This window comes from Parasulfuritortus cantonensis (assembly GCF_004337445.1).
Classification (GTDB): Bacteria; Pseudomonadota; Gammaproteobacteria; order Burkholderiales; family Thiobacillaceae; genus Parasulfuritortus; species Parasulfuritortus cantonensis.
Genome location: NZ_SJZB01000032.1, coordinates 25,225 through 50,204, shown reverse-complemented (window position 1 = coordinate 50,204; position 24,980 = coordinate 25,225). Strand labels below are relative to the sequence as shown.

Annotated in this window: 24 protein-coding genes and 1 tRNA gene; 10 read left to right on the top strand and 15 right to left on the bottom strand. The window is 66.1% G+C overall.

The window, feature by feature from the left end:
- The first annotated feature begins 78 nt into the window (after positions 1-78).
- Complete coding sequence (locus tag EZJ19_RS08555) at positions 79-876, top strand: lysophospholipid acyltransferase family protein (RefSeq protein ID WP_131446616.1); 798 nt, start codon at positions 79-81, stop codon at positions 874-876.
- On the opposite strand, the gene EZJ19_RS08550 is transcribed toward EZJ19_RS08555, so the two are convergent.
- The gene (locus EZJ19_RS08550) at positions 797-1,624 is read right to left on the bottom strand and encodes a symmetrical bis(5'-nucleosyl)-tetraphosphatase (protein WP_131446614.1); all 828 of its coding nucleotides are present in this window, start codon (positions 1,622-1,624) and stop codon (positions 797-799) included. The genes EZJ19_RS08555 and EZJ19_RS08550 overlap by 80 nt on opposite strands.
- Positions 1,625-1,680: 56 nt before the next feature.
- Here EZJ19_RS08550 and EZJ19_RS08545 point away from each other — a divergent pair, with 56 nt between their 5' ends.
- Positions 1,681-3,666: a UvrD-helicase domain-containing protein gene (locus tag EZJ19_RS08545; protein ID WP_131446612.1), complete on the top strand. Its 1,986-nt coding sequence runs from the start codon at positions 1,681-1,683 to the stop codon at positions 3,664-3,666.
- Positions 3,667-3,731: 65 nt separating this feature from the next.
- Here the strand turns inward: EZJ19_RS08545 and EZJ19_RS08540 are convergent, their stop codons facing one another.
- The gene (locus tag EZJ19_RS08540) at positions 3,732-4,532 is read right to left on the bottom strand and encodes a c-type cytochrome (RefSeq protein ID WP_131446610.1); all 801 of its coding nucleotides are present in this window, start codon (positions 4,530-4,532) and stop codon (positions 3,732-3,734) included.
- 152 nt (positions 4,533-4,684) lie between these two features.
- Between EZJ19_RS08540 and EZJ19_RS08535 the strand changes: the two genes are divergently transcribed.
- Positions 4,685-4,761 (top strand) — tRNA-Arg (locus EZJ19_RS08535).
- Between the two features lie 298 nt (positions 4,762-5,059).
- On the opposite strand, the gene EZJ19_RS08530 is transcribed toward EZJ19_RS08535, so the two are convergent.
- The 7 genes from EZJ19_RS08530 to EZJ19_RS08500 all read right to left on the bottom strand — a co-directional run bounded on the left by EZJ19_RS08530 (position 5,060) and on the right by EZJ19_RS08500 (position 12,578).
- Complete coding sequence (locus EZJ19_RS08530) at positions 5,060-5,710, bottom strand: histidine phosphatase family protein (RefSeq protein WP_131446608.1); 651 nt, start codon at positions 5,708-5,710, stop codon at positions 5,060-5,062.
- 9 nt (positions 5,711-5,719) lie between these two features.
- Entirely contained in the window at positions 5,720-6,283 is a 564-nt protein-coding gene (locus tag EZJ19_RS08525; protein WP_131446606.1) for a 5' nucleotidase, NT5C type, read from the bottom strand.
- A complete protein-coding gene (locus EZJ19_RS08520; protein ID WP_131446604.1) occupies positions 6,267-6,575 on the bottom strand; it encodes an antitoxin VbhA family protein in 309 nt (102 codons plus the stop codon). Before EZJ19_RS08520 ends, EZJ19_RS08525 begins: the two co-directional genes overlap by 17 nt.
- Before the next feature lie 35 nt (positions 6,576-6,610).
- On the bottom strand, positions 6,611-10,102 hold the full coding sequence (locus tag EZJ19_RS08515; protein WP_131446602.1) for an AAA domain-containing protein: 3,492 nt from the start codon (positions 10,100-10,102) through the stop codon (positions 6,611-6,613).
- 165 nt (positions 10,103-10,267) lie between these two features.
- Positions 10,268-10,843: a hypothetical protein gene (locus EZJ19_RS08510; protein ID WP_206199375.1), complete on the bottom strand. Its 576-nt coding sequence runs from the start codon at positions 10,841-10,843 to the stop codon at positions 10,268-10,270.
- Positions 10,844-11,019: 176 nt separating this feature from the next.
- Positions 11,020-12,315: a HipA domain-containing protein gene (locus EZJ19_RS08505; protein WP_131446600.1), complete on the bottom strand. Its 1,296-nt coding sequence runs from the start codon at positions 12,313-12,315 to the stop codon at positions 11,020-11,022.
- Positions 12,312-12,578, bottom strand: coding sequence for a helix-turn-helix domain-containing protein (locus EZJ19_RS08500; RefSeq protein ID WP_131446598.1), 267 nt, complete (start codon positions 12,576-12,578; stop codon positions 12,312-12,314). The genes EZJ19_RS08505 and EZJ19_RS08500 overlap by 4 nt, the downstream gene beginning before the upstream one ends.
- A 599-nt stretch (positions 12,579-13,177) precedes the next feature.
- Here EZJ19_RS08500 and EZJ19_RS08495 point away from each other — a divergent pair.
- From EZJ19_RS08495 to EZJ19_RS08465, 7 genes are all read left to right on the top strand, one after another.
- Positions 13,178-13,561 carry a winged helix-turn-helix domain-containing protein gene (locus EZJ19_RS08495; RefSeq protein ID WP_206199374.1) on the top strand — a complete coding sequence of 128 codons (384 nt, stop codon included), beginning with the start codon at positions 13,178-13,180 and terminating at the stop codon, positions 13,559-13,561.
- Positions 13,562-13,570: 9 nt separating this feature from the next.
- A complete protein-coding gene (locus tag EZJ19_RS08490) occupies positions 13,571-15,133 on the top strand; it encodes a sigma 54-interacting transcriptional regulator (protein ID WP_131446596.1) in 1,563 nt (520 codons plus the stop codon).
- 170 nt (positions 15,134-15,303) lie between these two features.
- Positions 15,304-16,701: a nitrogenase iron-molybdenum cofactor biosynthesis protein NifE gene (gene nifE / locus EZJ19_RS08485; protein WP_131446595.1), complete on the top strand. Its 1,398-nt coding sequence runs from the start codon at positions 15,304-15,306 to the stop codon at positions 16,699-16,701.
- A 16-nt stretch (positions 16,702-16,717) separates the two neighbouring features.
- The gene (nifN, locus tag EZJ19_RS08480) at positions 16,718-18,112 is read left to right on the top strand and encodes a nitrogenase iron-molybdenum cofactor biosynthesis protein NifN (protein ID WP_131446593.1); all 1,395 of its coding nucleotides are present in this window, start codon (positions 16,718-16,720) and stop codon (positions 18,110-18,112) included.
- Positions 18,113-18,127: 15 nt separating this feature from the next.
- Positions 18,128-18,661 (top strand): NifB/NifX family molybdenum-iron cluster-binding protein, encoded by a 534-nt coding sequence (locus tag EZJ19_RS08475; RefSeq protein WP_131446591.1) that lies wholly within the window; start codon positions 18,128-18,130, stop codon positions 18,659-18,661.
- Positions 18,662-18,668: 7 nt separating this feature from the next.
- Positions 18,669-19,580: a sugar phosphate isomerase/epimerase family protein gene (locus tag EZJ19_RS08470; protein WP_131446589.1), complete on the top strand. Its 912-nt coding sequence runs from the start codon at positions 18,669-18,671 to the stop codon at positions 19,578-19,580.
- Complete coding sequence (locus EZJ19_RS08465; RefSeq protein ID WP_131446587.1) at positions 19,529-19,792, top strand: NifU family protein; 264 nt, start codon at positions 19,529-19,531, stop codon at positions 19,790-19,792. Before EZJ19_RS08470 ends, EZJ19_RS08465 begins: the two co-directional genes overlap by 52 nt.
- A 25-nt stretch (positions 19,793-19,817) precedes the next feature.
- Here the strand turns inward: EZJ19_RS08465 and EZJ19_RS08460 are convergent, their stop codons facing one another.
- The 6 genes from EZJ19_RS08460 to EZJ19_RS16055 are packed head-to-tail and all read right to left on the bottom strand — an operon-like array spanning position 19,818 to position 24,969.
- The gene (locus EZJ19_RS08460; RefSeq protein WP_131446585.1) at positions 19,818-20,834 is read right to left on the bottom strand and encodes a 2Fe-2S iron-sulfur cluster-binding protein; all 1,017 of its coding nucleotides are present in this window, start codon (positions 20,832-20,834) and stop codon (positions 19,818-19,820) included.
- Positions 20,825-21,157 (bottom strand): non-heme iron oxygenase ferredoxin subunit, encoded by a 333-nt coding sequence (locus EZJ19_RS08455; protein WP_131446583.1) that lies wholly within the window; start codon positions 21,155-21,157, stop codon positions 20,825-20,827. Before EZJ19_RS08455 ends, EZJ19_RS08460 begins: the two co-directional genes overlap by 10 nt.
- A 52-nt stretch (positions 21,158-21,209) precedes the next feature.
- Positions 21,210-22,385: an OmpP1/FadL family transporter gene (locus EZJ19_RS08450; protein ID WP_131446581.1), complete on the bottom strand. Its 1,176-nt coding sequence runs from the start codon at positions 22,383-22,385 to the stop codon at positions 21,210-21,212.
- Positions 22,382-23,164 (bottom strand): SDR family oxidoreductase, encoded by a 783-nt coding sequence (locus EZJ19_RS08445; protein ID WP_131446579.1) that lies wholly within the window; start codon positions 23,162-23,164, stop codon positions 22,382-22,384. Before EZJ19_RS08445 ends, EZJ19_RS08450 begins: the two co-directional genes overlap by 4 nt.
- A gap of 10 nt (positions 23,165-23,174) precedes the next feature.
- The gene (locus EZJ19_RS08440) at positions 23,175-23,714 is read right to left on the bottom strand and encodes a flavin reductase family protein (protein WP_206199373.1); all 540 of its coding nucleotides are present in this window, start codon (positions 23,712-23,714) and stop codon (positions 23,175-23,177) included.
- Positions 23,704-24,969 carry a styrene monooxygenase/indole monooxygenase family protein gene (locus EZJ19_RS16055; RefSeq protein ID WP_206199372.1) on the bottom strand — a complete coding sequence of 422 codons (1,266 nt, stop codon included), beginning with the start codon at positions 24,967-24,969 and terminating at the stop codon, positions 23,704-23,706. The genes EZJ19_RS08440 and EZJ19_RS16055 overlap by 11 nt, the downstream gene beginning before the upstream one ends.
- Positions 24,970-24,980: the final 11 nt, after the last annotated feature.

The following is a 24,980-nucleotide window of genomic DNA, read 5'->3' as shown; positions in this document are numbered from 1 at the left end:
CCGGTCTGTCACGGACCGGTTACCGTATCGTCACGCTGCCGGGCTAAGCTCCGCCGACCGCCAGCCCGTTCCCGAGCCATGCCCAGCCTAGCCGCCAACCTGCGCCAGATCCGCCTGGCCGGCCACCTCCTGGCCGGCGTCGCCACCGTGCTGTTCCTGTTTCCGTTCCTGGACCGGGGCGAGCGCGAGAAGCGCCTGGTGCGCTGGGCCGCCGGCCTGCTCGCCGTGGTCGGCGTGCGCATCGCGGTCAAGGGCCGGCCGCCGGCGGTGCGCGGCGGCGGCGCCCTGATCGTCGCCAACCACGTCTCCTGGCTCGACATCCACGTCATCCACAGCCTGTTGCCGGCCCGTTTCATTTCCAAGGCCGAGGTGCGCGACTGGCCGGTGATCGGCTGGCTGGCCGACAAGGCGGGCGGCACCCTGTTCCTCGAGCGCACCCGCAAGTCGGACGCCCGGCGCATGAACGAATTGATGGCCGGGCACCTGCGCGACGGCGATTGCCTGGCCCTGTTCCCGGAGGGCACCACGAGCGACGGCGGCGGTCTGCTGCCGTTCTATCCGGGCCTGTTCCAGCCCGCCGTGGCGGCCGAGGCGGCAGTCTGGCCGGCGCGCATCCGCTACCTCGACGCGCAGGGCGGGCACTCGACGGCGGCCGCCTATTTCGGCGACATGAGCCTGCTTACCTCGGTGCGCAACATCACCCGGGCATCCGGCCTGGTGGCCGAGATCGAATTCCTGCCGGCGATCGCCGCCCGCGGCCTCGGCCGCAAGGAACTGGCCGCCCGGGCGGAGTCGGCTATCCGTGCGGCTTTGGTTGCCGGCGCGCCTGGCAGCGCACCTGGAACAGACGGCTGTCTTCAAGCCGGATCGCGCTGAGCTGGCCGCCCCACAGGCAGCCGGTATCCAGCGAAACCACGTCCTCGCCGGCCAGCAGGCCGAGGGTGGACCAGTGGCCGAACAGGACGTGGACCCGGCGCGAGCGCCGGTCCGGCATGGCATACCAGGGGATCAGCTCGGCCGGCGCGTCGGCCGGGGCGCACTTGTGCTGGAATTCCATGTCGCCGTCCGGATGCAGGTAGCGCAGCCGGGTCATGGCGTTGGCGACCAGGCGCAGGCGGTCCTGGCCGGCCAGGCCCGGGTGCCAGCGGCGCGGCTCGTTGCCGTACATGCGGGCCAGGAAATCGCGGTAGCCGGGGCCGCGCAGCACCGTTTCCAGCTCGCGCGCCAGGGACTCGGCCAGGTCCGGGGTCCATTCCGGCAGCAGGCCGGCGTGCACCATCAGCCAGTCGCCCTCGCGGTGCAGCATGGGGCGCCGACGCAGCCAGTCGAGCACGGCGTCGCGGTCCGGGGCCTCGAGTATCTCGGTCAGGGTGTCGTTGCGGTGGGGCGGCACGAAGCCCTCGGCGACGGCCAGCAGGTGCAGGTCGTGGTTGCCCAGGATGGCGACGATGCGGTCGTCGTGGGCCATGCACCAGCGCAGCGTGCCGATCGAGTCTTCGCCCCGGTTGACCAGGTCGCCGCATAGCCAGAGGCGGTCCTCGGCCGGATTGAAGGCGATCGCGACCAGGAGTTCCTTGAACGCCTCGAAACAGCCCTGGATGTCGCCGATCGCATAGGTGGCCAAGCCGGTTTCCCCCGAATGGTAAACTTGGCCCCGATTTTACCGGGCCTGCCCCAGCCGTGTTATCCAATCTCAATACCCCCCAACGCGAAGCCGTGAAGTACCTGGACGGGCCCCTGCTGGTCCTGGCCGGCGCCGGCTCGGGCAAGACCCGGGTGATCACGCGCAAGATCGCCTACCTGGTCCGGGAATGCGACTTCGACGCCCGCCACATCGCCGCCATCACCTTCACCAACAAGGCGGCGCGCGAGATGCGCGAGCGGGTCGGCGAGCTGCTCGACGGCAAGCAGGCCAAGGGCATGACCATCTCGACCTTCCACTCGCTCGGCCTGGCCATCCTGCGCCAGGAGGCCCGCGCCCTGGGCTACAAGCCGCAGTTCTCGGTGCTCGACGCCGCCGACGCGGCCGGCATCCTGGCCGAGATCATCAAGACCACGGACAAGCAGGTGTTGCGCCGGGCGGCCGGCCGGATATCGAACTGGAAGAACGCCCTGCTCACCCCGGCCGGGGCCGAGCAGGCCGCCGAGGACGAGGCCGACGCCCAGGTGGCGCGCGCCTACCATTCCTACCAGGCGACCCTGAAGGCCTACCAGGCCATGGATTTCGACGACCTCATCCGCCTGCCGGTCGATCTGTTCCGCAGCGAGGCCGACGTCCTGACCCGCTGGCAGGGCCGCCTGCGCTACCTGCTGGTCGACGAATACCAGGATACCAACGGCGCCCAGTACGAACTGATGAAGCTCCTGGCCGGGCCCATGGGCCGCTTCACCGCCGTGGGCGACGACGACCAGGCCATCTACGCCTGGCGCGGCGCCGACGTCGAGAACCTGCGCCGGCTGGGCGAGGACTACCCGAACCTGAAGCTGATTCCGCTCACCCAGAACTACCGTTCCAGCCGGCGCATCCTGGATGCCGCCAACCGGGTCATCCGGCACAACAGCCGCCTGCACGACAAGAACCTGTGGAGCGAACTGGGCCATGGCGATCCGATCCAGACCGTCGAGTGCAAGGACGACCGCCACGAGGCGGAGACGGTGGCCGTGCGCATCGACGCCCACCGCTTCCAGGTTCGCGGCCGCTACGCCGACTACGCCGTGCTGTACCGCGGCAACCACCAGGCGCGGGTGATCGAGGAGGCGTTCCGGGCCGCCAAGATTCCCTACCTGCTGTCGGGTGGGCAGTCCTTCTTCGACCGCGCCGAGATCAAGGACATCACCGCCTACCTGCGCTTGATCGCCAACCCGGACGACGACCCCGCCTTCATCCGCGCCGCCACGACGCCGCGCCGGGGCATCGGGCCGTCGACCCTGGAACGCCTGGGCCACTACGCGGCCGAGCGCCACGTCAGCCTGTTCGCGGCCATGTTCGAGGAAGGCGCCAAGGCCGCCCTGGCGGCCAAGCAACTGCACCCGCTGCTCGAGTTCGGCGAGTTCATCAACCGCCTGGCCTTCCGGGCCGAGCGCGAGGCGGCCGGGACCGTGCTCGACGAAATGCTCGGCGCCATCCGCTACGAGACCTGGCTGTACGACTCCGAGGACGAGCGCGCCGCGCGCGGCAAATGGGAGAACGTGCGCGAGTTCGTCGACTGGCTGACCCGCAAGGGCGAGGAGGAGGGCAAGAGCTTGGTCGAGCTGTCCCAGACGGTCGCCCTCATGAGCCTGCTCGAAGGCCGCAGCGAGGACGAGGTCGACGCCGTCCGGCTATCGACGCTGCACGCGGCCAAGGGCCTGGAGTTCCCGCACGTGTTCCTGGTCGGCGTCGAGGAAGAGATCCTGCCGCACCGGGAATGCCTGGAAGGCAGCCGCCTGGAGGAGGAGCGCCGCCTGATGTACGTCGGCATCACCCGGGCCCAGCGCAGCCTGACCCTGACCTGGTGCAAGCGGCGCAAGCGCGGCCAGGAATGGCTGCCCTGCGACCCCTCGCGCTTCCTGGCCGAACTGGACGACGGCGACGTCAAGCGGGCCGGCGACACCCTCGCCCCCGAGGCGGCCAAGGCCGCCGGCAAGCGCCGGCTGGCCGACCTCAAGGCCATGCTGGGCGGCTGAGCGGCGCCGCCCGGGGACAAAAAAAGCGCGACCGGGGTCGCGCTTTTTCTTTGCCGGCGTCGCGCCTACTTCTTGGCGGCGGCCGCCGGCGCCTTGGCCAGGGCGGCCTTGGCTTCGTTGACCATGTAGTCGACCGCGACCTTGGCGTCGGCGTCGGACAACTGGTCGTTGCCGCCCTTGGCCGGGCCGCCGAAGGTGCCCTTGATGGCGGCGGTGTACAGGTAATCCTTGCCCTGCTTGATCAGGCCGGCCCAGGCCGGATCGGTCAGCTTCTGGGCGCCGGTCACGCCGGTGTCGTGGCAGTTCGCGCAGTTCTCGGCGTAGACGGTCTTGCCGCGCGCCAGCTCGGCGGCGGTCGGCTCCACTTCCTTCTGCAGGACGGCCTCGAACTTGGCGCCGCCGGCATTGGCCATGTAGACCATGGCGCGGGCGACTTCGAGGTCGGTCAGGTCGGGCTCGCCGCCGCGGGGAGGCATCTTGCGGATACCGTTGAAGGCGTGCAGGAGCAGGGTGTCGTAGCCCTGGGTGATGCGCTTGCCCCAGGCCGCGGTGTCCTTGAACTTGGGCGAGCCGAGCGCGCCGGACCCGTGGCAGGCCGAGCAGACTTCGGTGTAGACCTGCTCGCCGGTCATGTCGATGTGCGGCTTGTTGGGGTCGATGGCCACGGAGTTGCCGATCGGCTGGATGCGCTCGCGCACTTCCTGGTCACTGACGTCGGCCGGGTTGCTGTCGGTCTGCCTGGCCTGGATGCTGACCACCAGGCCGACGATCATGCTGATCGCCAAGAGTGGGGCGGCCAGCCCGCCCAGCAGGGCGAGCAGGAAATCCTTGACCGTCGTGGGGGTCATTTCGTGGTGGTCCGTCATTTTCTATTATCCTTTGCAGCGGGATTGCAAAACCGCCGCATTATAGAAGTAAAACAATGCCAACCGGAAGGCGCCTATGGTATCCTTCGCGCCCTTCCGGGGCATTCGCAAGCCGGTCCTTGGCCTATTGCAATGCCCGGTTGTCGCTCCACGCGCCCGTAGCTCAGCTGGATAGAGTACTGCCCTCCGAAGGCAGGGGTCGGACGTTCGAATCGTCTCGGGCGCGCCAATAAATCAATGGGTTAGTGACGCTAGCACTAACCCATTCGCCTCTTGTGCCAACCCGCGCCAACTTCTTTCGGGCCGCGCGGTACGCCTTCTGTTTGGGCCCCCGCGTTCTGTGCCATGAGTGTAGTTATTTCGCCTTGAGCTAAGGTTTGCCCTCAGGCTGCTTGGCTTCAGGAATCCATTCAAACAACTCGCCGACCGGGCACCTGAACAGTTCGCAATGCCGGTCTTCACCTTCCGGGTAGAACGGCTCGGTCAGTTCGGGGGGCGAACTTTCGCGATAACTCGGTCTGAGTGAGCTAGATTCGTGGGATTGCCGCAATTGCCTTGTTTATGGCTTCATCGGCTGTGATGCACCAGTGCACCCCCTCGTTGTTCTTCAGCAAGAAGGTGGCGCAATTCGGCATGGGAAGTCCTTGTTGGAAGCGCCGGAATCGGGCCATGTCGCTGGCGCTGTCGGCGCCATATCCCAGTAATCGCCAGTGCAGCAAGCCAAACCAAATCCCATGACCAAATACTACCGTTCGATCCGGCAGGTCCGGCATGAGCCTAATAAATTCGCTGACTCTCTCGTTGAACTCACGAAACGTATCGGCCATCGGCCCCTGTCGTAGCTTTGGGTCCTGGGCGTTCCAGTACGCGGTCACGAAAGGTTTTCGTTCTTCACCGCTCAGTCCGTCAATCAATACCGGATCGATCACGGAAAATTCGGCCAGCGCGGAGCATTGTTCGGGTTGTATGCCCCAGCGAGCGCAAAATGGTTCAGCTGTCTGTCCTGTTCGCACCATGGGGGACACCAAGGTTCGACTGGGTGAAACAGATAAGACCGCCGAAAGTGTTGCGGCCTGCATTCGCCCATGCGGGCTCAGAGGGATCGCATCGTGTGCCATCGTAATTCCCCCGGCGTTGGATACACTCTCCCCATGACGGACGAAAATGATGGTTTTCAATTGAAAAACCTAGTGCTTGCCATCAAAAGTCCTGACTGTTCCCAATACCGCATTCCAGTTCTCCCACGTCATTCGCGGTCCGTCGGCCTGACGGTTGTAGGGCTGGTCGAAGATCACGTGTTGCCAAGCGGGTGTGCGCGTGCCGGTGACGGACGGTTTGTCGTCCACCAATACGTCGCCAAGGATGACGGTCTTGTCCTTGGTGACGATCATTCGATGCACGAAATCAGGGCCAAGGTTTCGCTCAACCCATTCGTATTTCTCGGGCAGGCAAAAGCGGTACTGGTTCAACGGTGAAGTGCAGATGCGCACGTCATGGCCAAACTCCAGAAGCGCCTGTATGGCTTCGATAGCGCCTGAGATGACTGGTAGGTCACGATAGAAACCTTGAGCATGATAGACGGCCTCCACTTCATTGCGGTAGGTGTCCGGGTAATCATCCCGGACGTAGAAGGCGCGCCGCTGCTCAAGCGGCAATGCTGGGTGCAGGTTACCCATGCGGGTATCCCAGGCTTCGTGGAAACCACGTTCGAAATCGGCCAGCACGCCATCCTGATCAAGCAGGATCAACATCGAGGTCCGCCATCCGCAAGGCCGTGATATCGGCTTCGGCCAAGCGAAGCTGCTGGCTGTCCGTCAGGCCCATCCGGTTCTCTCGGGCAGCATTGTCGCTGTCCTGGATCGGGTTATCCCGGTAGTGCTGAATGACAAGTGCCACGGCCTCATCCGTGGTCCAGTGGCCACCGATCCATTGCTCGAACACGTTGCGGCCGAACTCGCTGGGCTGGAACCCACTCAGGCCATTGTTGGCGATAGCCTGATCAACTGCTCGGAGTCGTGCGTCAACTGCCGATAAAGTCATCATGAAATTCCTTTTCTCATTTCGAGAGGTGGCAAGGGTTAAGTCCGTTTGTCGGTGAATTTGTCCTGCCGCGCCTGAAGGCTGTTGCGGTTGATCACGATTTCGTTGCTGACCGCGCTTCCTTTGTAGACGAGCGACGTTTCATGCCGTTTGTAATCCCCTTCTCTGGCCGCACCGAACCAGTTGAATGACCCCATGCACAGAAGATCGTCATCACAGGCAACGATCTTGCTGTGGACTTTGTTGACGATCACCAGTTGAATTCCGGAGGATTCCAGGGCCTCCCTGGCTTCCATCAAGGTGCGTTCATTCGCTTCCTGGTCCTGCGCGCTTTTGTTTCCACGGTTGAATTCCAGATCGGTGTAGATCGCGATCTTCACGCCGCGCGATATCGCTGCGAGCATTGGGTCAAGAACGCCGGAGGCCGAAAGTTTTTCTTGCTTGAACCAGGGCGTCACGATCAACACCTCTCGCTTTGCCGATTCAATGGCTTCAAGCAGGAATGCATCGTGCTCTTCGGCATCGTGCAGCACCTGAATGGTCGCGCCCAAGTCAGCCATGTCCGCGCGTTGAATTGCTGGGTAGCTCAATTCATTACCCATGCTGCGGAAAAGATGCGAGGCCAACAACCCCCGAGGCTGTTGCTTCAACCGGGGATTGAACATGTCCATGTCCCCAAAGACGAGGAAACTGTCCTTGGCCCGGGAAACCGCCACATTCAACATGCTCGTATTGCGGTCGATGAAGCGGCCATCCGCGTGTTTCGAATACGTCGGGGAGAACACAATGACCCATCGCTCCGCACCTTGGAGCGCATGAACAGTGCCGATGGTCATCGACGACTCGCCGGGACCGACTGCGATACCTCGTTTCTTGCATTCGGCGGAGATGAGTCCAGCTTGGCCAGCAAAAGGCGTAACCACGCCGATGACTTTGTGCAGCGGTTCCCCGTAGGCTTGCTCAAGCATTTCGCGATGCTCGGAGATCCACGCGGCTATCGTTTCGGCTTCAACCTTGTTTTGCCTGCTTCCCGATTTTCCCTGCGTGCACATGCCGTCGATATGCAGATATCCCATGGCAGGGAGGTCAACCTTCGATGGATATTTGTTCTCGTCTCGGCTCGGAATCAGCTTCCCGTGGTAACAAAGCTGGTTGCAGTAATCAATGATTTCGCTGAGGCAACGTCGGTGTTCATACAGGAAAAGGCCGCGTGCCAGGTCGCGGTCATAGTGGTAGCGGGATGCGTTCTGGGCGATCTTCATCACACTGCCGGAGGATGCCGTAATGCCAAGCTCGCGCAGACGCTCAAATTCTGTACGAGGCGATGCTGGCGACATGATTTCTGCGGAAATGAGGTTGCCGACATCAACGGGGCCTGGCATTGCCCAGATGGGTTCGATTTGCAGCGTGTCGCCAATGACCAATGCCCGTTTCGCCAAAGCGAACGAGGCTCCCGCCACTTCGGGCAAAACTTGTCCGGCCTCATCGACGATGAGCAGGTCAGCGAAGTCGTAAAGGTATTCGTCGGTGAATCCTTCTCCCTCGCGGCGACGGCACTTAAGGTGTGTCGGGAGCATGAAGAACGTACTGACGACGCAGGGTGTCAGCATCATGCGCCGCCGCCACCGGTCCATGATGACTTGCCGGCCTCTCTTGCCTTTCAACTCTTCGAGCTGGGCACCCAGTTTCTCAATTTCCAGCAGCCAGCGGCCCTCCCAATAGTGCGTCGCCAGTAGAAACATCCGGAAACGGATGGTCGTATCGGCTTTCCGGTCGGCATCCGCCAATGTCCTGATGGGGTGCTCTTCGCTATCAATCTCTCTGACGGAGCCTTTCCAGTGACGATAGGCCGCTTCAAAGGCGTCAATGACCCGTTGAGCCGACATGGCGCAGGCAGCGCTGTTACTCGCCGCCGTGGCCAACTCCGCAGCGTGGCCCTTCAGTTGATGGCTGATTGAGTCCACAGAGCGGATGTCGTCATCAATGGCGATGCCCATCGTGCCAAGTTCTCTCCGGGCCATGGCAACGCGTTTCTTCTCGACGGCGGGAATCCAACTGAAAAATGTCAGCCAGAAGGACTCGCTGGCGAGGTGGTCATTCCAGTGCTTAAGCGTCTTTCGAACATCATTGAGCAAGGCTTCGTCACGCGCCGCTTCGTTCTTGAGATGGCCCAAGGTGGTGTAGGGATCGGTGCCGAGCGTATTCCGAGCACTGCGCTTTTCCGCCTGAAACCTGGTCCAAGTAGATGCCATTCGAGAGAGCTTGGCCGCTTCCGCGCGTAGTTCGGCGTGTAGCGCCTCGACGATGCTGGACACATCTGTCTTGGCCAGGCTTGGAAAAGCTTGCTTGCCGGCAGTGATGAACGCCTTGCTCGCCGACGCAAAATAATCCGGGGCTTCAACGGTGTCGAAAAACCCCGGAGTCTGGTATTTGGCGGCGGCCTCGCCGAGCTTGCTGGATGAAGGGAAATACGCACCGAAACTCTTGATGTCGGGTAACCATCTTCCAGCAAAGGGGCCATTTCCAGCCTTGAAATCCTTGCCGAACGCGTCAAGGATGTTGGTTACGGCCTGGTTGTTCGTCGAGGCCGCGACAATGACAGGCGGGTCGCCCTGCTCCAAAGCGGCTTGAGCCCACAGGGAGGCCACGGCCGAGAGCAACATCGTCGTTTTCCCGGTGCCGGGAGGACCATTGACCGCGACGATTTCACCAGGGACGGAAACCACCAGATGGGTAAGCGCGTCGCGCTGGGCATCGGCCAATGGGTGTTCGTCCCCCGAATGGCCGAGCCGCTTGCCAAAGGTGGCCTCGGACGCACGACACGGCTCATCCGGTGTGGTGCGGTCAAGCGCATAGGTGGCAAACAGCGGGGCGTCGGGCGTCGTCTGGCAGATGTCATCGTAGACAGCGATGATGTGTTTGCTGGGCGAACCCGTGTTGTCCACCTTCTTCAGATACCAAGTACCTGCCTTCACATGCTTGTCGGTGTCCTGGGGCCAATCTCCGATGACTGCATTCATGAATTGAGTGCAGTAGTTCAGGTATTCCTTCCATATCACGGCATGTGGGCGGTCATCTTCAGGATTGATTGAATGACCATGCCGGGTCAGGTATTCGTCCATCGCCGACACCTGGCCGATGGCAAATGCGCCTCTATCGACTGGATCGAGAATATCGCGTGCAATTACTGTCTTGCCGGACGGCAGCATCTCGCCAGAGCGATTGGCACGAACTGTGCAGGACAACGGGGTAACGATCTCGGGCAGGCCGCCTCCGGGACGTTTGCCATGCGCAAACTGCTGCACGAATGCCCAAGGCTTGATGATGAGATCAACCGCCTCGATGTGGTCGGGCTCGCCTTTGAAAAGGGCAGCCAATGTGTCCTCGTCGAGGACGCCATTCGTCAGCGAGTCCGATGGCCGCGCTGTGAATTCCTTGTCGAGCTCAGCCCTTTTCCAAGCGCCTTTTCCAAGTTCAGCGTCGGCGAGCGAGTGACGCCAATAGGCCGCATATTTATTCGTGTTGTTCATGGAGGCTCTGTCTTGGGCATCCTGCGTACGTCAAAGCAGTCCTGCCAGGCTATCGGTCCAACATCCTCAAGATGCCGCCCCCTGCCGGGGATGACCGCATCCGGACGCATTCGCAGTCGAAATCCTGGAACGAAACCACAACTATCGTGCTGGCCAGCTTGCCTGCTATAAACTCCACCCCATGTTGAAGTGGATGCCAGGCGTGAAGGAAAACCTGGGGTCAGCGATGATGAGCTTGTTCTCGCCCACCTTCCTGGCCATGCGTACCGTGAATTGCTGGGTGCCTGCAACCGTCTCGACCGTTGCCAGGCTGGCTTCCTTGAGTAGTTGTGGGTCCTTTGCCCAGTCGGCCACGCTTTGCGGCGCAATCTTGAATGACACGTACCACGCACCGGACAAGGCTGGCGGCAAGCTGCTCTTCGGCTCCTCCTTGACTACCGAGACATCTTTCACCAAGTAGTGATCCGTATAGCAGAAGCCTGATACCTTCGGGTCGTAGGCCGCCTTACCTCGGGCGGTCGGGGCAAATTCGCCACCTGTCTTCTCGATCAGCCCGACGTGGATGAACGCATCCAAGATGCCTTGATTGCTCGCAGCAAATGATCCTTTTACGGGGAAGGTCTTGAACAACACGGATGTGGCGCACCCTTTGGCGTTTGTATAGCCGGAAAGCGCCTTGAGAATCTCGCTTTCCGAAGGCCCGCTTGCACTACAGGCTGTGACTCCGAGCAGCAAAACCACAGGCAAAAATAATCTAAGCACGACACTACCTCCGTGAGTATTGGCCGACGAACGGCATTTCTTTCTTTTGTTGATGCTACCGCGAAATCACCGCCTGAGTGGCCATTGAATGGATTGGGTCGTGGACCCCGGCTCCGTCCGTAGTGAGTCGAACCAAGGCAGTAACAGGCGACGGATCAGGCTGCCAGTTGCCGTGACATCTCTGCAATCGCCATATGCCGTATTGCCCTCAAGGTCCTTTCTTCCCCGTGCCGCATCTCTCCCTGTATCCCTTCCAGCACTCGGTAGCTTTCCAGGACCGCATCCGCCCGTGTCGGGATATGGCGTAACAGTTCATCGAGATAGCCCGCCGCCAGCCTGGCTGGAATGGCCAGCGTTTCGGCTGCCTGCAGGACCTCTCCGCGCCGGATTTCAGCAAATTGCTTCGCGGTGCCCAGGGGCATGGACAAGGCCACTTCCGGCCAGTGGGGCGGCTGTGGATCCAGGTCCGGCGTGCTGTAGATGGCGGTGCTGACCAGGTCGTAATGCGGTGCAAGCCGCACGCCGCCGGCATCGAGATAGAACGACAGGTTCTTGAGGTGGGCATCCCCGTTTCCGATCAGTACATTAAACACCAGCCAACGGAACAGGTCGCGGCGGGTCTGCACCTTGGCTCGGCAGTGACCGATGATTGCGAGTAGCGAATCCAGGTTGTTCTCGGCGTATTTGTAATGCCCCGAGAGCGAGAGCAGTTGAGCGCCATCCAGGGTATGCAGACGACGCGTTTCGCCGGAACCGGGATCGATGCGCCGGTCGAAGCGGGCCACGCAATAGACCGCAGAGGGAACGTGCAACAAGCGGGTTTCAGGGACCGGCAGTTTCAAGGCCGCCGCCAACTGCATGCAGAACCATTCATTGACGGCGCTATGGGGATATCCGTACGCGGTGGTGTTAGGCTTCAGGATATGGGTCGAGGGTCTGCCGCCACTGGGTTCATAGAGTTGGTCACCCGTCAGGATGACCGCCAGCTTTTCCTGGGCACCGGCCAGGGACATGCGCTTGGGCGCGCCCATTTGCAGCGGTTGGCGCGGCAGGTCACGAATGCGGCGGTCCAGTTCGGCATCCGACAGGGGGACTTGGCCTGGCGCGCCGGTGGTGGCGCCGGGTGGCAACAGGGTGAGCGCGCCGGCCGATTCGGCGCCCAGCCAGGCCAGCAAGCCCCAGGCATCGGCCACGTCCGTGTTGGCGGCCTTGGCCAGAGCGAGGCGGGCGTTTTCCTCGGGCAACAGGTTGTCGAAGAACCATTGCACAGGGCGTTGGTTGCTGCCGTCAACGACGGGTGAGTCGGCCCGCTTCAATCCTGGAGAGAGATCGAAGCCCCGTGGATCGGACAGCCATTCGGCGGTATACGCGAATGACCAATGGCTACCTTCATCGTATAGGTTGCCGACGCGCACGCTGTCCAGCCAGACGACCAGTTCGCGTGTGCTCATCGCGAAATCCGCCTGCCGCGTATGTCGGAAAGATTCTCGGGCAGGGTTACATCGTCGGGAATGTCGAGATAGACGTGGATACCCAGTCCTTCCAGTACGGCCAACACCTTGCCGATTTGCGCGGTGGGCTTCCCTGCTTCCAAGTCGGTCAGAAAGCGTACCGAGGCGGTGCCTGTCAGATCCTGCGTGCGGATGCCTTGGGCAATACGGGTGGCGCGGACAAGCAGGCCAATGTCTTCCGGAGAGTGGACGATAGTGCGCATGGCTGCCCTATAAATGGCGAGAACACGCCATTTATAGCATTGAGCGCAGAGACTCCGCAATAAATAATCAGAGCGCGCTATTTAATATGGATTTGGAGTGCGGCGATAAACAAATAGCACGTCCGCACTAGTTAACAAAGGGGAGCCGAAATTTCCGATTGATGTGAAGGTGCTTGCGGCAGGCGGCGCGCCGCTGTCTTGCGACGTGAAAGCAGGGGTCAAAAATGACGTTCAAGTTAACAACATTAAAAAACCATCGATTTTTGGATTTATTTGTGTCATATGATCTTGATTCCGCATTGCAAGCAGCAGTGATTATAAAGTAAGTGTTTGTTATATATGTATTATCTACGCTCAGAACAACTTGATATTGATGTAGGACGGTAGACTAGTCTGGTCTCCGAAGGTTTCCCACCCGGCCCTGCCGGGCATCGCGCCCCGACGTCCGGGGCGGCACCCCGACCGCCCTTCCCACCGCGAGCTGGTACGGTTCCTGCTACGTGACCGTTATGTAGTACAGTGACATATCGAACGGCTCAAAACCTTTTTTGGCGAGGAGAACGGTGGCTACCCTTCCTTGTTTGCAATGTACCTTTTCGGTGAATACCGCATCCGGGGTGTTCCTGACCGAGACGCGGGTCCGCCTGCTCGAGAGCATCGAGCGCTGCGGCTCCATCTCGGGCGCCGCGCGCGCCATGGCGATGTCCTACAAGTGGACCTGGGACGAGGTCAACGCCATGAACCGCCAGGCGCCCGGCCCGCTGGTGGTCCGCAACGTCGGCGGCCGCCGCGGCGGCGGCACCTCGCTCACCCCCTACGGCGTGCGCGTCGTGGCCTTCTACCGGGCACTGGCGCGGGAATACCAGGATGCCGTCGAGGCCCTGTCGGAACACGTCCTGACCGATGCCCGTGCCGTGAACTTCCGCTACCTGCTGCGCCGGCGCGCGCTGGCCGGCACCTGGCACGGCCGGGAAGCGGCCTGAGGAATGGACATGGCGATAGAACCACACCTGTGCGAATGCAACCTGGGCGAGTGCCGCACCAACCTGCTGCCCCTGCTCTACGAAATGAGCCAGATCTCCAGCTCCAGCGGCGACCTGTCCGGCACCCTGAACATCCTGCTCCGCCTGATGCGCCGGCACATGAAGGTGATCCGGGGCATGGTCAACCTGTACGACACCGAGTCCGGCAAGATATTCATCCACGAGAGCTTCGGCCTCACCGAGGAGGAGGAGGCGCGCGGCGTCTACTTCCTGGGCGAGGGCATCACCGGCAAGGTGGTCGAGACCGGCCGCGCCATCGTCGTGCCGCGCATCGGCGAGGAGCCCAACTTCCTCAACCGGGTGGGCGGCCGCGGCGAGATCGCCGACTCGCCCCTGTCCTTCCTGTGCGTGCCGATCCTGCGCGGCAGGAAGGTGATGGGCACCATCTGCGCCGAGCGCATCTACGACGACAACCGCCTGCTCGACCTCGACGTCGAAATCCTCGCCATCCTGGCCGCCACCACGGCCCAGGCGGTCGAGCTGTTCCTGGTCGACAAGGTGCAGCGGCGCGCCCTGGAGGACGAGAACAACCGGCTCCGCAACGCCCTCAAGGAGAAGTTCAAGCCGGCCAACATCATCGGCAACTCGAAGGCCATGCAGGAGGTTTATGCGCTCATCGAGAAGGTCTCCCGGGCCAAGGCCACGGTGCTCATCCTGGGCGAATCCGGCGTCGGCAAGGAACGCGTCGCCAGCGCCATCCACTACAGCGGGCCGAACGCCTCCGGGCCGTTCATCAAGTTCAACTGCGCGGCCCTGCCCGAGAGCGTCATCGAGAGCGAACTGTTCGGCCACGAGAAGGGCTCCTTCACCGGCGCCACGGCCCAGCGCAAGGGCCGTTTCGAGGAGGCGCACGGCGGCACCATCTTCCTCGACGAGGTGGGCGAACTGTCCCTGCCCATGCAGGCCAAGCTGCTGCGCGTCCTGCAGGAGAAGACCTTCGAGCGGGTGGGCGGCAACACGCCCATCAAGGTCGACCTGCGCATCCTGGCGGCGACCAACCGCGACCTGCCGGACATGGTCGCCAAGGGTGGCTTCCGCGAGGATCTCTACTACCGGCTCAACGTCTTCCCGATCACCATCCCGCCCCTGCGCGAGCGCGGCAGCGACGTGGTCATGCTGGCAGACCACTTCGTGCGCGTGTTCTCCGAGGAACTGGGCCTGGAGATCAAGCGCCTGTCCACCCCGGCCCTCAACATGCTGCAGTGCTACCACTGGCCCGGCAACGTGCGCGAGCTGGAGAACGTGGTCGAACGGGCGGTGATCCTGGCCGAGGACGGCACCATCCACGGCTACCACCTGCCGCCCTCGCTGCAGGCCCCGGTGGTGTCCGAGGTGGACGACGCCGGCAGCCTGGACACCAAGCTGGCGGCGGTCGAGTACGAGATGATCGTCGAGGCCCTGCAGATCAGCCACGGCAACATGACCGACGCCGCCACCCGCCTGGGCCTGACCCGGCGCGTGCTGGGCCTGCGCATGGAGCGCTACAAGCTCAGCTACAAGGATTTCCGCTGAGCGTTCCGGCGCGTACACATCGCTGAAAATCGTACCGGCGCGAACCGCGCGTTCGGGCGCCGGTTTCCCGGATCCGGCCGGAAACGGCGCCGGGGCGGGCTTCCCGCCCCGCCGGGACGACTGGCACGGGCCTTGCGAAGGCGGTTGCATCGAGGAATCGGAGAACCGCCATGACCCCCAGCGAAATTCAGGCCCTGATGGACGAGCCGGCCTGCGCGCACAATGCCAAGGGCAAGACCGGCTGCGCCAAGGGCAAGCCCGGCGCCACCCAGGGCGGCTGCGCCTTCGACGGCGCCCAGATCGCCCTCCTGCCGATCGCCGACGCCGCCCACATCGTGCACGGCCCGATCGGCTGCGCCGGCAGCTCCTGGGACGCCCGCGGCACCCGGTCCTCGGGCGCCACCCTGTACCGCATGGGCATGACCACCGACCTGTCCGGCATCGACGTGGTCATGGGCCGGGGCGAGAAGAAGCTGTTCCACGCCGTCAAGGAGGCCGTCGACAAGTACGACCCGGCCGCCGTGTTCGTCTACCACACCTGCATCACCGCCCTCCAGGGCGACGACATCGAGGCCCTGGCCAAGGCCGCCGCCGAACGCTTCGGGGTGCCGGTGGTGCCGGTCGACTGCGCCGGCTTCTACGGCAGCAAGAACTTCGGCAACCGGATCGCCGGCGAGACCCTGTACAAGCACGTCATCGGCACGCGCGAGCCGGACCCGGTGCCGGAATCGGCCCAGCGCCCGGGCATTCGGGTGCACGACATCAACCTGATCGGCGAATACAACATCGTCGGCGAGTTCTGGCAGGTGGCGCCCCTGTTCGACGAGCTCGGCCTGCGCATCCTGTGCACCCTGGCCGGCGACGTGCGCTTCCACGAGGTCCAGACCATGCATCGGGCGGAACTCAACATGGTGGTCTGCGCCAAGGCCATGCTCAACGTCGCCCGCCGCCTTGAGGACGACTACGGCACGCCCTTCTTCGAGGGCAGCTTCTACGGCATCGCCGACACCTCCCAGGCCCTGCGCGACATCGCCGCCCGCCTGGGCGACCCCGACCTGGCCCGGCGCACCGAGGCGCTGATCGCCCGCGAGGAGGCCGCCGCCCGGGCCGTCCTGGCGCCCTGGCGCGAACGCCTGGCCGGCAAGCGGGCGCTGATCTTCTCCGGCGGGGTGAAGTCCTGGTCGGTGATCTCGGCCCTGCACGACCTCGGCATGGACGTGGTCGCCACCGGCACCGAGAAGTCCACCGAGGAGGACCGGGCGCGCATCCGCGCCCTCATGGGCGCCGACGCCCGCATGATCGAGGACAACGACCAGGCCGCCCTGATGGCCACCTGCCGCGACTACGGCGTCGACATCCTGATCGCCGGCGGCCGCTACCTGTATCCGGCCCTGAAGTCCAAGCTGCCCTTCCTGGACATCAACCACGAACGCGACTTCGGCTACGAGGGCTACGCCGGCATCGTCGAGCTGGCGCGCCAGCTCGGCCACGCCATCGCCAACCCGATCTGGGCCCAGGTGCGCGCCCGGCCGTCCTGGACGGCGCCCCGCCTGGCCCTGGTCGCCTGAACCCCGGGAGGCCGCCATGCCCACCATCCGCCAGTCCAACAAGGCCCTCACCGTCAACCCGCTCAGGGTCAGCCAGCCGATGGGCGCCAGCCTCGCCTTCATGGGCCTGGCGCGCGCCGTGCCGCTCGAGCACGGCGCCCAGGGCTGCACCGCCTTCAGCAAGGTGTTCTTCACCCGCCACTTCCGCGAGCCCATCCCCCTGCAGACCACGGCCATGGACCATACGGTCACGGTCATGGGTGCGGACGACAACGTCGTCGAGGCGCTCGCCACCGTGGCCACCCGGCACGCCCCCGAGGTGGTCGGCCTGGTCACCACCGGCCTGGCCGAGACCCAGGGCGTCGACATCCTGCGCTGCCTGGCCGAGTTCCGCGCCGGCCGGCCCGAGTTCGCCGGCCTGGCGGTGGTGCCGGTCAACACTCCGGACACCGAGGGCTGCCTGGAGTCGGGCTACGCCCTGGCGGTCGAGGCCATGATCGTCAACCTGGTGCCGGAGACCCGCCAGGCCGGCCGGCTGCGCGACCAGGTCAACGTCCTGGCCGCTTCCATGCTCAGTCCGGGCGACGTCGACGCCGTGCGCGACTGGCTCGCCGCCTTCGGCCTGCGCGCGCGCATCCTGCCCGACCTCGGCACCGCGCTGGACGGCCACTTGGATGCCGGCGGCTACAGCGACCTGACCACCGGCGGCATCGGCCGCGGCGAGCTGGCCGGCCTGGGCGAGTCGGCCGCGACCCTGGTGATCGGCGCCTCCATGGCGCGCGCCGCCGACCTGCTCAAGGCGCGCACCGGGGTGCCCGACTACCGCTTCGACAGCCTGATGGGCCTGGCCCGTTGCGACGCCTTCACCCAGGCTCTGGTCGACATCACCGGCCGGCCGGTGCCGGAACGCATCGAACGGGCGCGCGCCCAGCTCGCCGACGCCATGGTCGACTGCCATTTCCCGCTCGGCGGCGCCCGCGTCGCCGTCGCCGCCGACCCCGACCTGCTCCTGGCCTGGACCGACTACCTGGCCGGCCTCGGCGCCGCGACGCCGGTCGCGGTGGCGGCCGCCCAGGCCCCGTCGCTGCAGCGGGTCGCGGCCGAGGAGGTCGTCGTGGGCGACCTCGAGGACCTGGAGGCCATGGCCCGCAGCCTGGGCGTCGACCTGCTCGTCGGCAACTCCCACGCCGCCCCCTCGGCGCTGCGCCTGGCCAAGCCGCTGGTGCGCGCCGGCTTCCCGCTGCACGACCAGTACGGCGCCCATGCCCGCGCCCGGGTCGGCTACGCCGGCAGCCGGGACAGCCTGTTCGAGCTGGCCAACCTGCTCGCCGGCCAGCGCAACGAGATCGCGCCCTACCGTTCCATCTACCGCACGGACGCCCCGCGCGGTCCCGACGCCGCCGGCTGCTTCCGCGCCGACCCCTGCTGCTGATACCGGAGAACCGCCATGATCAAAGTCGCATTCGCATCCAGTGACCGTACCCACGTCGACCTGCATTTCGGCGCCGCCGAGACCTTCGTCCTCTACGACGTCGGCCCGGACAGTGCCGAACTGCTCGGCGTCGGCCAGTTCGCGCGCCGCGAGATGCGCGGCCAGCTCAAGGACTACGCCGTGCCCGAACTGAGTCCCGACGACCCCAATTACCTGGGCGAGCCGGTGATTCCGGAAGACCCCCAGGAACGCGAGGACAAGGTCACCGCCAAGCTGGAGTTCCTCCAGGAATGCGCCGCCGTCTACGCCGTGGCGATCGGCAACTCGTCGCTCAAGCGCCTGATGGGCGCCGGCATCCAGCCGGTCATCGCGCGCAACGGCCAGGACATCGAGAGCCTGTTGCGCGAGATCGCCGCGGCCCTCGACCACGGCGGCATGTCCTGGGTGGTGCGCGCCGCCAACCGGGCGCAGACGCGCCGGCCCGACCGCTTCGCGGCCATGGCCCGCGAGCCCTGGGTCGAGGACGAGTCCTGGCAGGCCCGGGCCTGATCCCCCCGTGCGCCTCGCCGCCAGCAACCTGGGCCTGCCGGCCGCCGGCCAGCTCGACCTCCTGCCCGCCCTGGCCGGCCTGGGCATCGGGGGCCTGACGGTGGTGCCCGACCACGCCTGGCGCGACACCTGGTACGGCCTCGCCGCCGCCGAGGTGGAACGCTACCGGCGTGGCGCGGCCCGGGCCGGGCTCGCCGTGGTCGGGCTGGGCGGCCTGTTCCGCGGCCGCCCCGAACTCAACCTCCTGGGCGACCAGGCCGAGGCCAAGCGCGCCGAGGCCCACATCGTGCATTTGTCGGCGGTCTGTCGCGACCTGGGCGGCCGCACCCTCACCCTGGCGGCCGGGCGCCGGCGCGGCGGGCTCGCCAAGCCGCGCGCCTGGACCCGCCTGGCCGCCGTCCTCGAACGCGTGCTGCCGCGCATCGAGGCGCACGGCACCGTGCTGTGCCTGGAACCCATGGCGGCCGCGGCGGGCGAGTTCTGCCACACCGCCCAGGAATGCCGGATGCTCGCCAACGCCATCGACCACCCGGCTCTGGGCCTGCAGCTGAACGCCGCCGCCCTGGCCGCCAACGGCGAATCCGGCCATGCCGTGTTCGCCGCCATCTACGGCCGCCTGGACCTGTTCGTCGCCGACGAGCCCGGCCTGGCGCCGCTCGGCAGCAGCGGCGCGGTCGACCATCCGGCCCTGCGCCGCCACCTGGCCGCGAGCCGCTACGACGGCTGGCTGGTCGTCGAGCAGGCGGCCGGGGAGGCGCCGCTCGCGGCCCTGACGGCCGCCCTGGAACTGTACGACCGGGTCTACCAGCGACCCGACAACCTGAGCCTGCGCCAGCACCAGGCGCGTCAACGAGAGGAAGGCCCATCATGTCCGACGCCACCGTCACCGAACTCGACCCCGCCGAACGCCTGCGCCTGATCCGGGAGACCGTCGAGGCCGCCCGTCCCGGCATCCAGCGCGACGGCGGCGACCTGGAACTGGTCGACGTCCAGGGCGACCGGGTCTTCCTGCGCCTGTCCGGCAAATGCACCACCTGCAGCCTGGCCGGCCAGACCCTGGGCGGCGTCCGCCGCCTGCTCATGGCCAAGCTGAACGAACCCGTGCGGGTGGTGCCGGCCCCGCTCGACTGAGCGTCCGCCGCGGCCGCCCCGGCGGTCAGAAGAAGCGGTCGAAGTGGATGCGTTCGGGCGGGATGCGGTGCTTGGTCTGCAGCAGTTGCAGCAGCGCCTCGATCATGCCGGGTGGGCCGGCCAGGTAGAACTCGCACTGCCCCAGCCGGTCGCCCAGGGTCGCCTCGACCAGTTCGTGCACCAGGCTGGTCCGGCCGGTCCAGCCGGCGGCCTGGGCCGCCTCCGCGTCCGAGACGGCGACCTGGAAGCCGAGGTCCTCGCCATAGCCCGGGAGCATGGCGAGCTCGGCCTGGCCGCAGACGTCGGCGGGGGTCCGGGCGCCATAGAAGAAGTCCAGGCGGCGGCCGTCCCGGGCCGTGCGCGCGGCGTAGCCCCGGGTCACCGAGAGCATGGGCGCCAGGCCCGAGCCGCCGGCGATGCAGACGATGTCGCGCGGGCTCTCGGCCCGCAGGTAGGCCTGCCCGTAGGGAGCGTCGAGGCCGACCTCGGCGCCCGGCTTGAGCGTATCGAAAAGCCTGCCGGTGGCGTCGCCTCCCGGCACCCGGCGGATGTAGAAGCGCCACTCGCCCCGGTCGTTGGCCAGGTTGGCCATGGAGTAGGCGCGTTCGCGCTCGACCCCGGGCAGGGACAGGAAGGCGAACTGGCCGGGCAGGAAGGCGGCCGCCTCCTCGCTCCTGAAGACGAACTCCCGGATGTCGTGGGTGACGTCGTTGACGGCGACCAGCGTGGCCGTCCGGCGCCGCGGCGGAATCGCCGGGACCGCGGCCGGGTCGAGCCGGAGGCGCAGTTGGACGTCGCCGACCGGGCTGCACTGGCAAGCCAATATCCGGCCCTTGCGCCGATCCCGGTCGGAAAGCCCCGGCGCCGCCGGCCAGTGGTCGATCACCTCGCCGGTCCCCACCTCGCCGCGGCAGCAGCCGCAGGCGCCGACGCCGCATTCGTAGGGCAGGCCGACCCCGCTGCGCAGGCCGGCACGCAGCAGCGTATCGCCGGGCTCGCAGACGAAGGCGGCCTCGCCGTCATTCACCGTGATCAGGGGCATGCCGTCTCGACCTCCTCGACGGCGGCGTAGACCGCCTCGCCCCGGATCTCGACCGGATAGACGCGCAGGGCGACCGTGCACGGCGCCCCGGCCGGACGCCCGGTGGCGATCTCGAAGGCGCCCTGGTGGTAGGGGCACTCGACCACCCCGTCGTCGGTGTCGATCTCGCCGTCGCACAGCGAGGCGTCGCCATGGGTGCAGGTGTCGTCGGTCACGTAGAAGCTGCCGTCGAGGTTGAAGACGGCCAGCGGCGGCCGGCCCGGCAGTTCGATGCGGCGACTTTCGCCGGCCGGGACGTCGCCCGTGTTGCATAGCATTTTCATGATTTCCTCCTGGCCGGGACGGGCATGCGCCCCGTCCCGGCCGAGCAGACCGTTACAGTTGCCGCCCCCAGGCGACCCCGACCCAGTGTTGCGCCATGTCGACGCTGACGCCCGTGCTCGGGCCGGTGCCGTCGACCTTGCTGCCGAAGGCCCGCGCGTAGACGAAGGAGATCTCGTTCTGGGCGTCGAGCGTCCAGGTCGCCCCCAGGCTCAGGTGCCGCTGCGGCGTCACCGGGGCCAGGTAGTCGAGGGTGGCGCTGTCCGAACTGACGATCTGGGTACCATGGCTGTAGCCGGTGCGCAGGACCAGGTCCGGGCGCGCCTGCCAGGCGACGCCGAGGCGCGAGACGGTCTGGTTGCGCCAGCCGAAGCCGGGCTCGGCATCGGTCAGGGCGTTGCCCAGGGAATCGATGTCGCCCCAGTTGATGCGCAGGACGTCGCCGGCGATGGTCAGGTCCTGGGTCGGGCGCCAGGCGAAGCCGACGCCGTAGCGCTCGGGCACGTCGAACTGGCCGGAATTGGCGAGCAGGTTCCGGTACTTGTCCAGCTTGCCCATGCGGACGCGGGAGGAATACATGGCGCCCAGGGTCAGTTGCTCGGAGACCTGGCCCAGCCAGCCGACCTTGAAGCCCACCCCGGTGGAGCTGTCGTAGCCCTGCCCCTCGACGCCCGTGCTGTCCGGCACGCCCTGGACGCGGAAGCGCTGGTAGGCCAGGTCGGCGGAGATGCCGATCGCCTGCCGGGGCGTGATGCGGTAGGCATAGGTCGGCGAGGCGATGATCTGGGTCAGCTGGGCGCCGTCGTCGCCGCTGCCGGGGCCGCCCAGGATGGAGGTGTCGTACTTGGTGCTGACGCCGTTGCCGTAGACGGACACCCCGACCGACTGGCGGTCGTCCAGGACGCGGTTGTAGCCGAACTCGGGGATCGGAATCGCCTTGTCGCCGTCGCCGTCGTATTGCACGCCGCCGAAGCTGGCTTCCGGCTTGGGCATGACCACGGCCAGGCCGAGGTCCAGGCGGTTGCCGACGAAGGCCATGCCGGCCGGGTTGTTGGCGGCCGCCAGGCCGTCCTGGGGCAGGGCGATGGCGACGCCGCCCATGCCCTGGGCCTTGATGCCATAGCCGTGCGGCATGGTGCCGTTGGTCGCCTGCGCGGAGGCGGCGCAGAGCAGGGTCAGGGCGCCGAGGACGGCCGTCGCGGGCCTGGGCTTGAAGATAGCGTGGGTCATGACAGGAGCTCCGTGATGGGGGAAAGGGCTTGCTCGGGGCCGAGGGCGGTGTAGCCGCCGTCGACCGCGAGGTTGGTTCCGGTGATGAAGCGGGCATGGCCGGAACACAGGAACAGGACGGCGTCCGCGACCTCGGCGGGATCGCCGATGCGGCCGAGCATGTGGAAGGGGCGGGCGACGCGTTCGACCCTGTCCCGGTCGCCGCCGGAGATCTGGTCGAGGATGCCGGACCAGGTCCAGCCCGGCGACACCGCGTTGACGCGGATGCCGGCGCCGGCCAGGTCCAATGCCGCGCTGCGGGTCAGCTGCAGCACCGCGGCCTTGCTCGCCGGATAGGTCCAGCGCCCGGCCTGGGCGACGCTGGCGCTGGTCGAGCCGAAGTTGACCACCGCGCTGCCCGGCGCCATGTGCGGCCGGCAGGCGTTGAGGAACATCGCGGCGCCGAACAGGTTGACGGCGAAGGCCTTCTCCCAGTCGGCCCGCGGGGAAAGCGGCCCCTGGTCGGCGTAGAGGGCGGCCACGTTGACCAGGAAGTCGATGCGCCCGAAGGCCTTCAGCGTGTCGTCCACGCAGGCCTCGATGGCCGCGTCGTCGGCCACGTCGGTGGTCACGAAGCGGGCCGCCTCGCCCAGTTCGGCGGCCAGGGCGCGGCCGCCTTCCTGGTCGATGTCGGCGACCACCACCCGCGTGCCCTGGGCGACGAAGGCGCGTGCGACCGCGGCGCCGATCAGCGTCGAGCCACCGCTGACGATGGCCACTTTGTCTTTCAGTCCTTGCATGTCTTTCTCCTCAAGCGGCCAGGGCCGGCGCGGCCGGCGCCGCGGCGCCCAGGCGACCCTGGCAGAACAGCAGCGGCGTCTCCTCGGACCAGCGGAAGCGCAGGACCCGGCCCAGGATGATCAGGTGGTCGCCGCCCGGGTAGGTGGCCTCGCAGGCGCACTCGAACTGCGCCACCGCGCCCGGCAGGAGCGGGCTGCCGCCGAGGCCGGCGGCCACCTCCAGGTCGGCGAACTTGTCGTCGAGCGGGCGGCCGAAGCGGTTGCACAGGTCGACCTGGCTGGCGGCCAGGACGTTGACGGCGAAGTGGCTGCCGTCGCGGAAGGCGGACAGGTTGGGCGAGCGGCTGGACAGGCTCCACAGGATCAGGGGCGGCTCCATCGACACCGAGTTGAACGAACTCGCGGTCACCCCGACCTTGCGGCCGTCCGGCGTCACGGTCGTGACGACCGTCACGCCGGTCGCGAAACAGCCCAGGGCCTGGCGCAGGGCACGCGGGTCGGCGTCCGAGCGTTCGCCCTGCCAGGCGTGGATGGCGGCATCATGCGGCACAGCGTTCCACCTTTCCGGCGATGAAGCGCTTCGCCTCTTCCAGGTCGGCGATCCAGGGCCAGTAGTTGCGCGGATTGTCGAAGCCGCGCATGAAGGCGTCGGCCACCGGGGCATGCACGGAGGCGGCGCCGAGCACCTCCATGACGGCGGGGCCGGGCGGGTTGAGCAGGGCGTTGGTGAAGGCCGTGGTGTATTGCGCCGAGCTGTCCCAGAAGGCCTCGAAGGTGGCGTTCATCCAGGCCGAGTCGAACGCCGCCGTGCCGTTGCCGACGATGCTCGCCACCAGGTGGCGCACCATGCGGATGGCGTTGTTCGAGCCCTGCCCGGCGATCGGATCGTTGAGCGCCGCGGTGTCGCCGATGGCCATCACCTGGGCGCCGGACGGCAATTGCCCGACCGGCTTGCGGATGGTCGGCACGAAGGAGCCCTTGAGCCAGGCATCGGTATCGGTCAGCTTGGCGTCGTCGAAATGATGCAGGTCGTCGGGCGCGAATTCGGCGGTCACCTGGCGGGCGATCTCGAGCAGCTCGGCACCGTCCTTGGCGTCCTGGAAGCGGTCCATGGGGCCGTCGGGGATCGCCTCGAACAGGAAGCTGCGGCATTCGCCCTTGGTGTGGGTGTAGAAGGGCAGCGAGAAGAACTCGCCGGCGCCGGCCACGAAGTTGAAGCGCAGGGGCCGGAACGGCACCCGCTGCCAGGGCCGGTCGCCGAGCAGGTTCGGGCCGGTCAGCAGCATGGCGGCCAGGTTGCGGGGCGGCTTGGCGTGCGCGCTGCGCTCGTCGTCGCGGGCAAACAGGGAGTTGATCTGGCCCTTGCCGGCGGCGACCATGGTGAGGTCGCTTTCGGCGGCGATCTTCTCCAGGTCGGCGACCGAGACCGCCTGGATGACCAGCTTGCCGCCCCGGCGCGGGAATTCCTGCAGCCAGCGCGAGAACTTGGTGCGCTGGTCGAGCGCCTGGCCGCGCAGCTCGTCCAGCCGGCCCTGCACGGTCAGGCCGATGCTGCCGTCCGGGCCGCGGAAATCGACGTGCATGCCTTCGCCGTAGGGGACCAGGTCCTCCCAGAAGTTGAGCCCGAGCTCGCGTTCGACGGTGAGGCCGCTGTCGAAGATGAAGGCGGTGCTCTGGATACGGCTGTTCAGGACCTGTTCCGCGCTGCGGTCGGTGTACAGGGTGACGGGATAGCCCTTGTCGAGCAGCGCGAAGCCCAATAACAGGCCACATTGTCCGCCGCCGATGATGGAAATTTTTCGCATAGTCTAAGACC

Coding starts and splice junctions, on each gene's coding strand:
- EZJ19_RS08555 (WP_131446616.1), top strand. CDS start 79: ATGCCCAGCCTAGCCGCCAACCTGCGCCAGATCCGCCTGGCCGGCCAC.
- EZJ19_RS08540 (WP_131446610.1), bottom strand. CDS start 4,532: ATGACGGACCACCACGAAATGACCCCCACGACGGTCAAGGATTTCCTG.
- EZJ19_RS08525 (WP_131446606.1), bottom strand. CDS start 6,283: ATGTTGATCCTGCTTGATCAGGATGGCGTGCTGGCCGATTTCGAACGT.
- EZJ19_RS08520 (WP_131446604.1), bottom strand. CDS start 6,575: ATGATGACTTTATCGGCAGTTGACGCACGACTCCGAGCAGTTGATCAG.
- EZJ19_RS08515 (WP_131446602.1), bottom strand. CDS start 10,102: ATGAACAACACGAATAAATATGCGGCCTATTGGCGTCACTCGCTCGCC.
- EZJ19_RS08505 (WP_131446600.1), bottom strand. CDS start 12,315: ATGAGCACACGCGAACTGGTCGTCTGGCTGGACAGCGTGCGCGTCGGC.
- EZJ19_RS08500 (WP_131446598.1), bottom strand. CDS start 12,578: ATGCGCACTATCGTCCACTCTCCGGAAGACATTGGCCTGCTTGTCCGC.
- EZJ19_RS08490 (WP_131446596.1), top strand. CDS start 13,571: ATGGCGATAGAACCACACCTGTGCGAATGCAACCTGGGCGAGTGCCGC.
- nifE (WP_131446595.1), top strand. CDS start 15,304: ATGACCCCCAGCGAAATTCAGGCCCTGATGGACGAGCCGGCCTGCGCG.
- nifN (WP_131446593.1), top strand. CDS start 16,718: ATGCCCACCATCCGCCAGTCCAACAAGGCCCTCACCGTCAACCCGCTC.
- EZJ19_RS08475 (WP_131446591.1), top strand. CDS start 18,128: ATGATCAAAGTCGCATTCGCATCCAGTGACCGTACCCACGTCGACCTG.
- EZJ19_RS08465 (WP_131446587.1), top strand. CDS start 19,529: ATGTCCGACGCCACCGTCACCGAACTCGACCCCGCCGAACGCCTGCGC.
- EZJ19_RS08460 (WP_131446585.1), bottom strand. CDS start 20,834: ATGCCCCTGATCACGGTGAATGACGGCGAGGCCGCCTTCGTCTGCGAG.
- EZJ19_RS08455 (WP_131446583.1), bottom strand. CDS start 21,157: ATGAAAATGCTATGCAACACGGGCGACGTCCCGGCCGGCGAAAGTCGC.
- EZJ19_RS08450 (WP_131446581.1), bottom strand. CDS start 22,385: ATGACCCACGCTATCTTCAAGCCCAGGCCCGCGACGGCCGTCCTCGGC.
- EZJ19_RS08445 (WP_131446579.1), bottom strand. CDS start 23,164: ATGCAAGGACTGAAAGACAAAGTGGCCATCGTCAGCGGTGGCTCGACG.
- EZJ19_RS16055 (WP_206199372.1), bottom strand. CDS start 24,969: ATGCGAAAAATTTCCATCATCGGCGGCGGACAATGTGGCCTGTTATTG.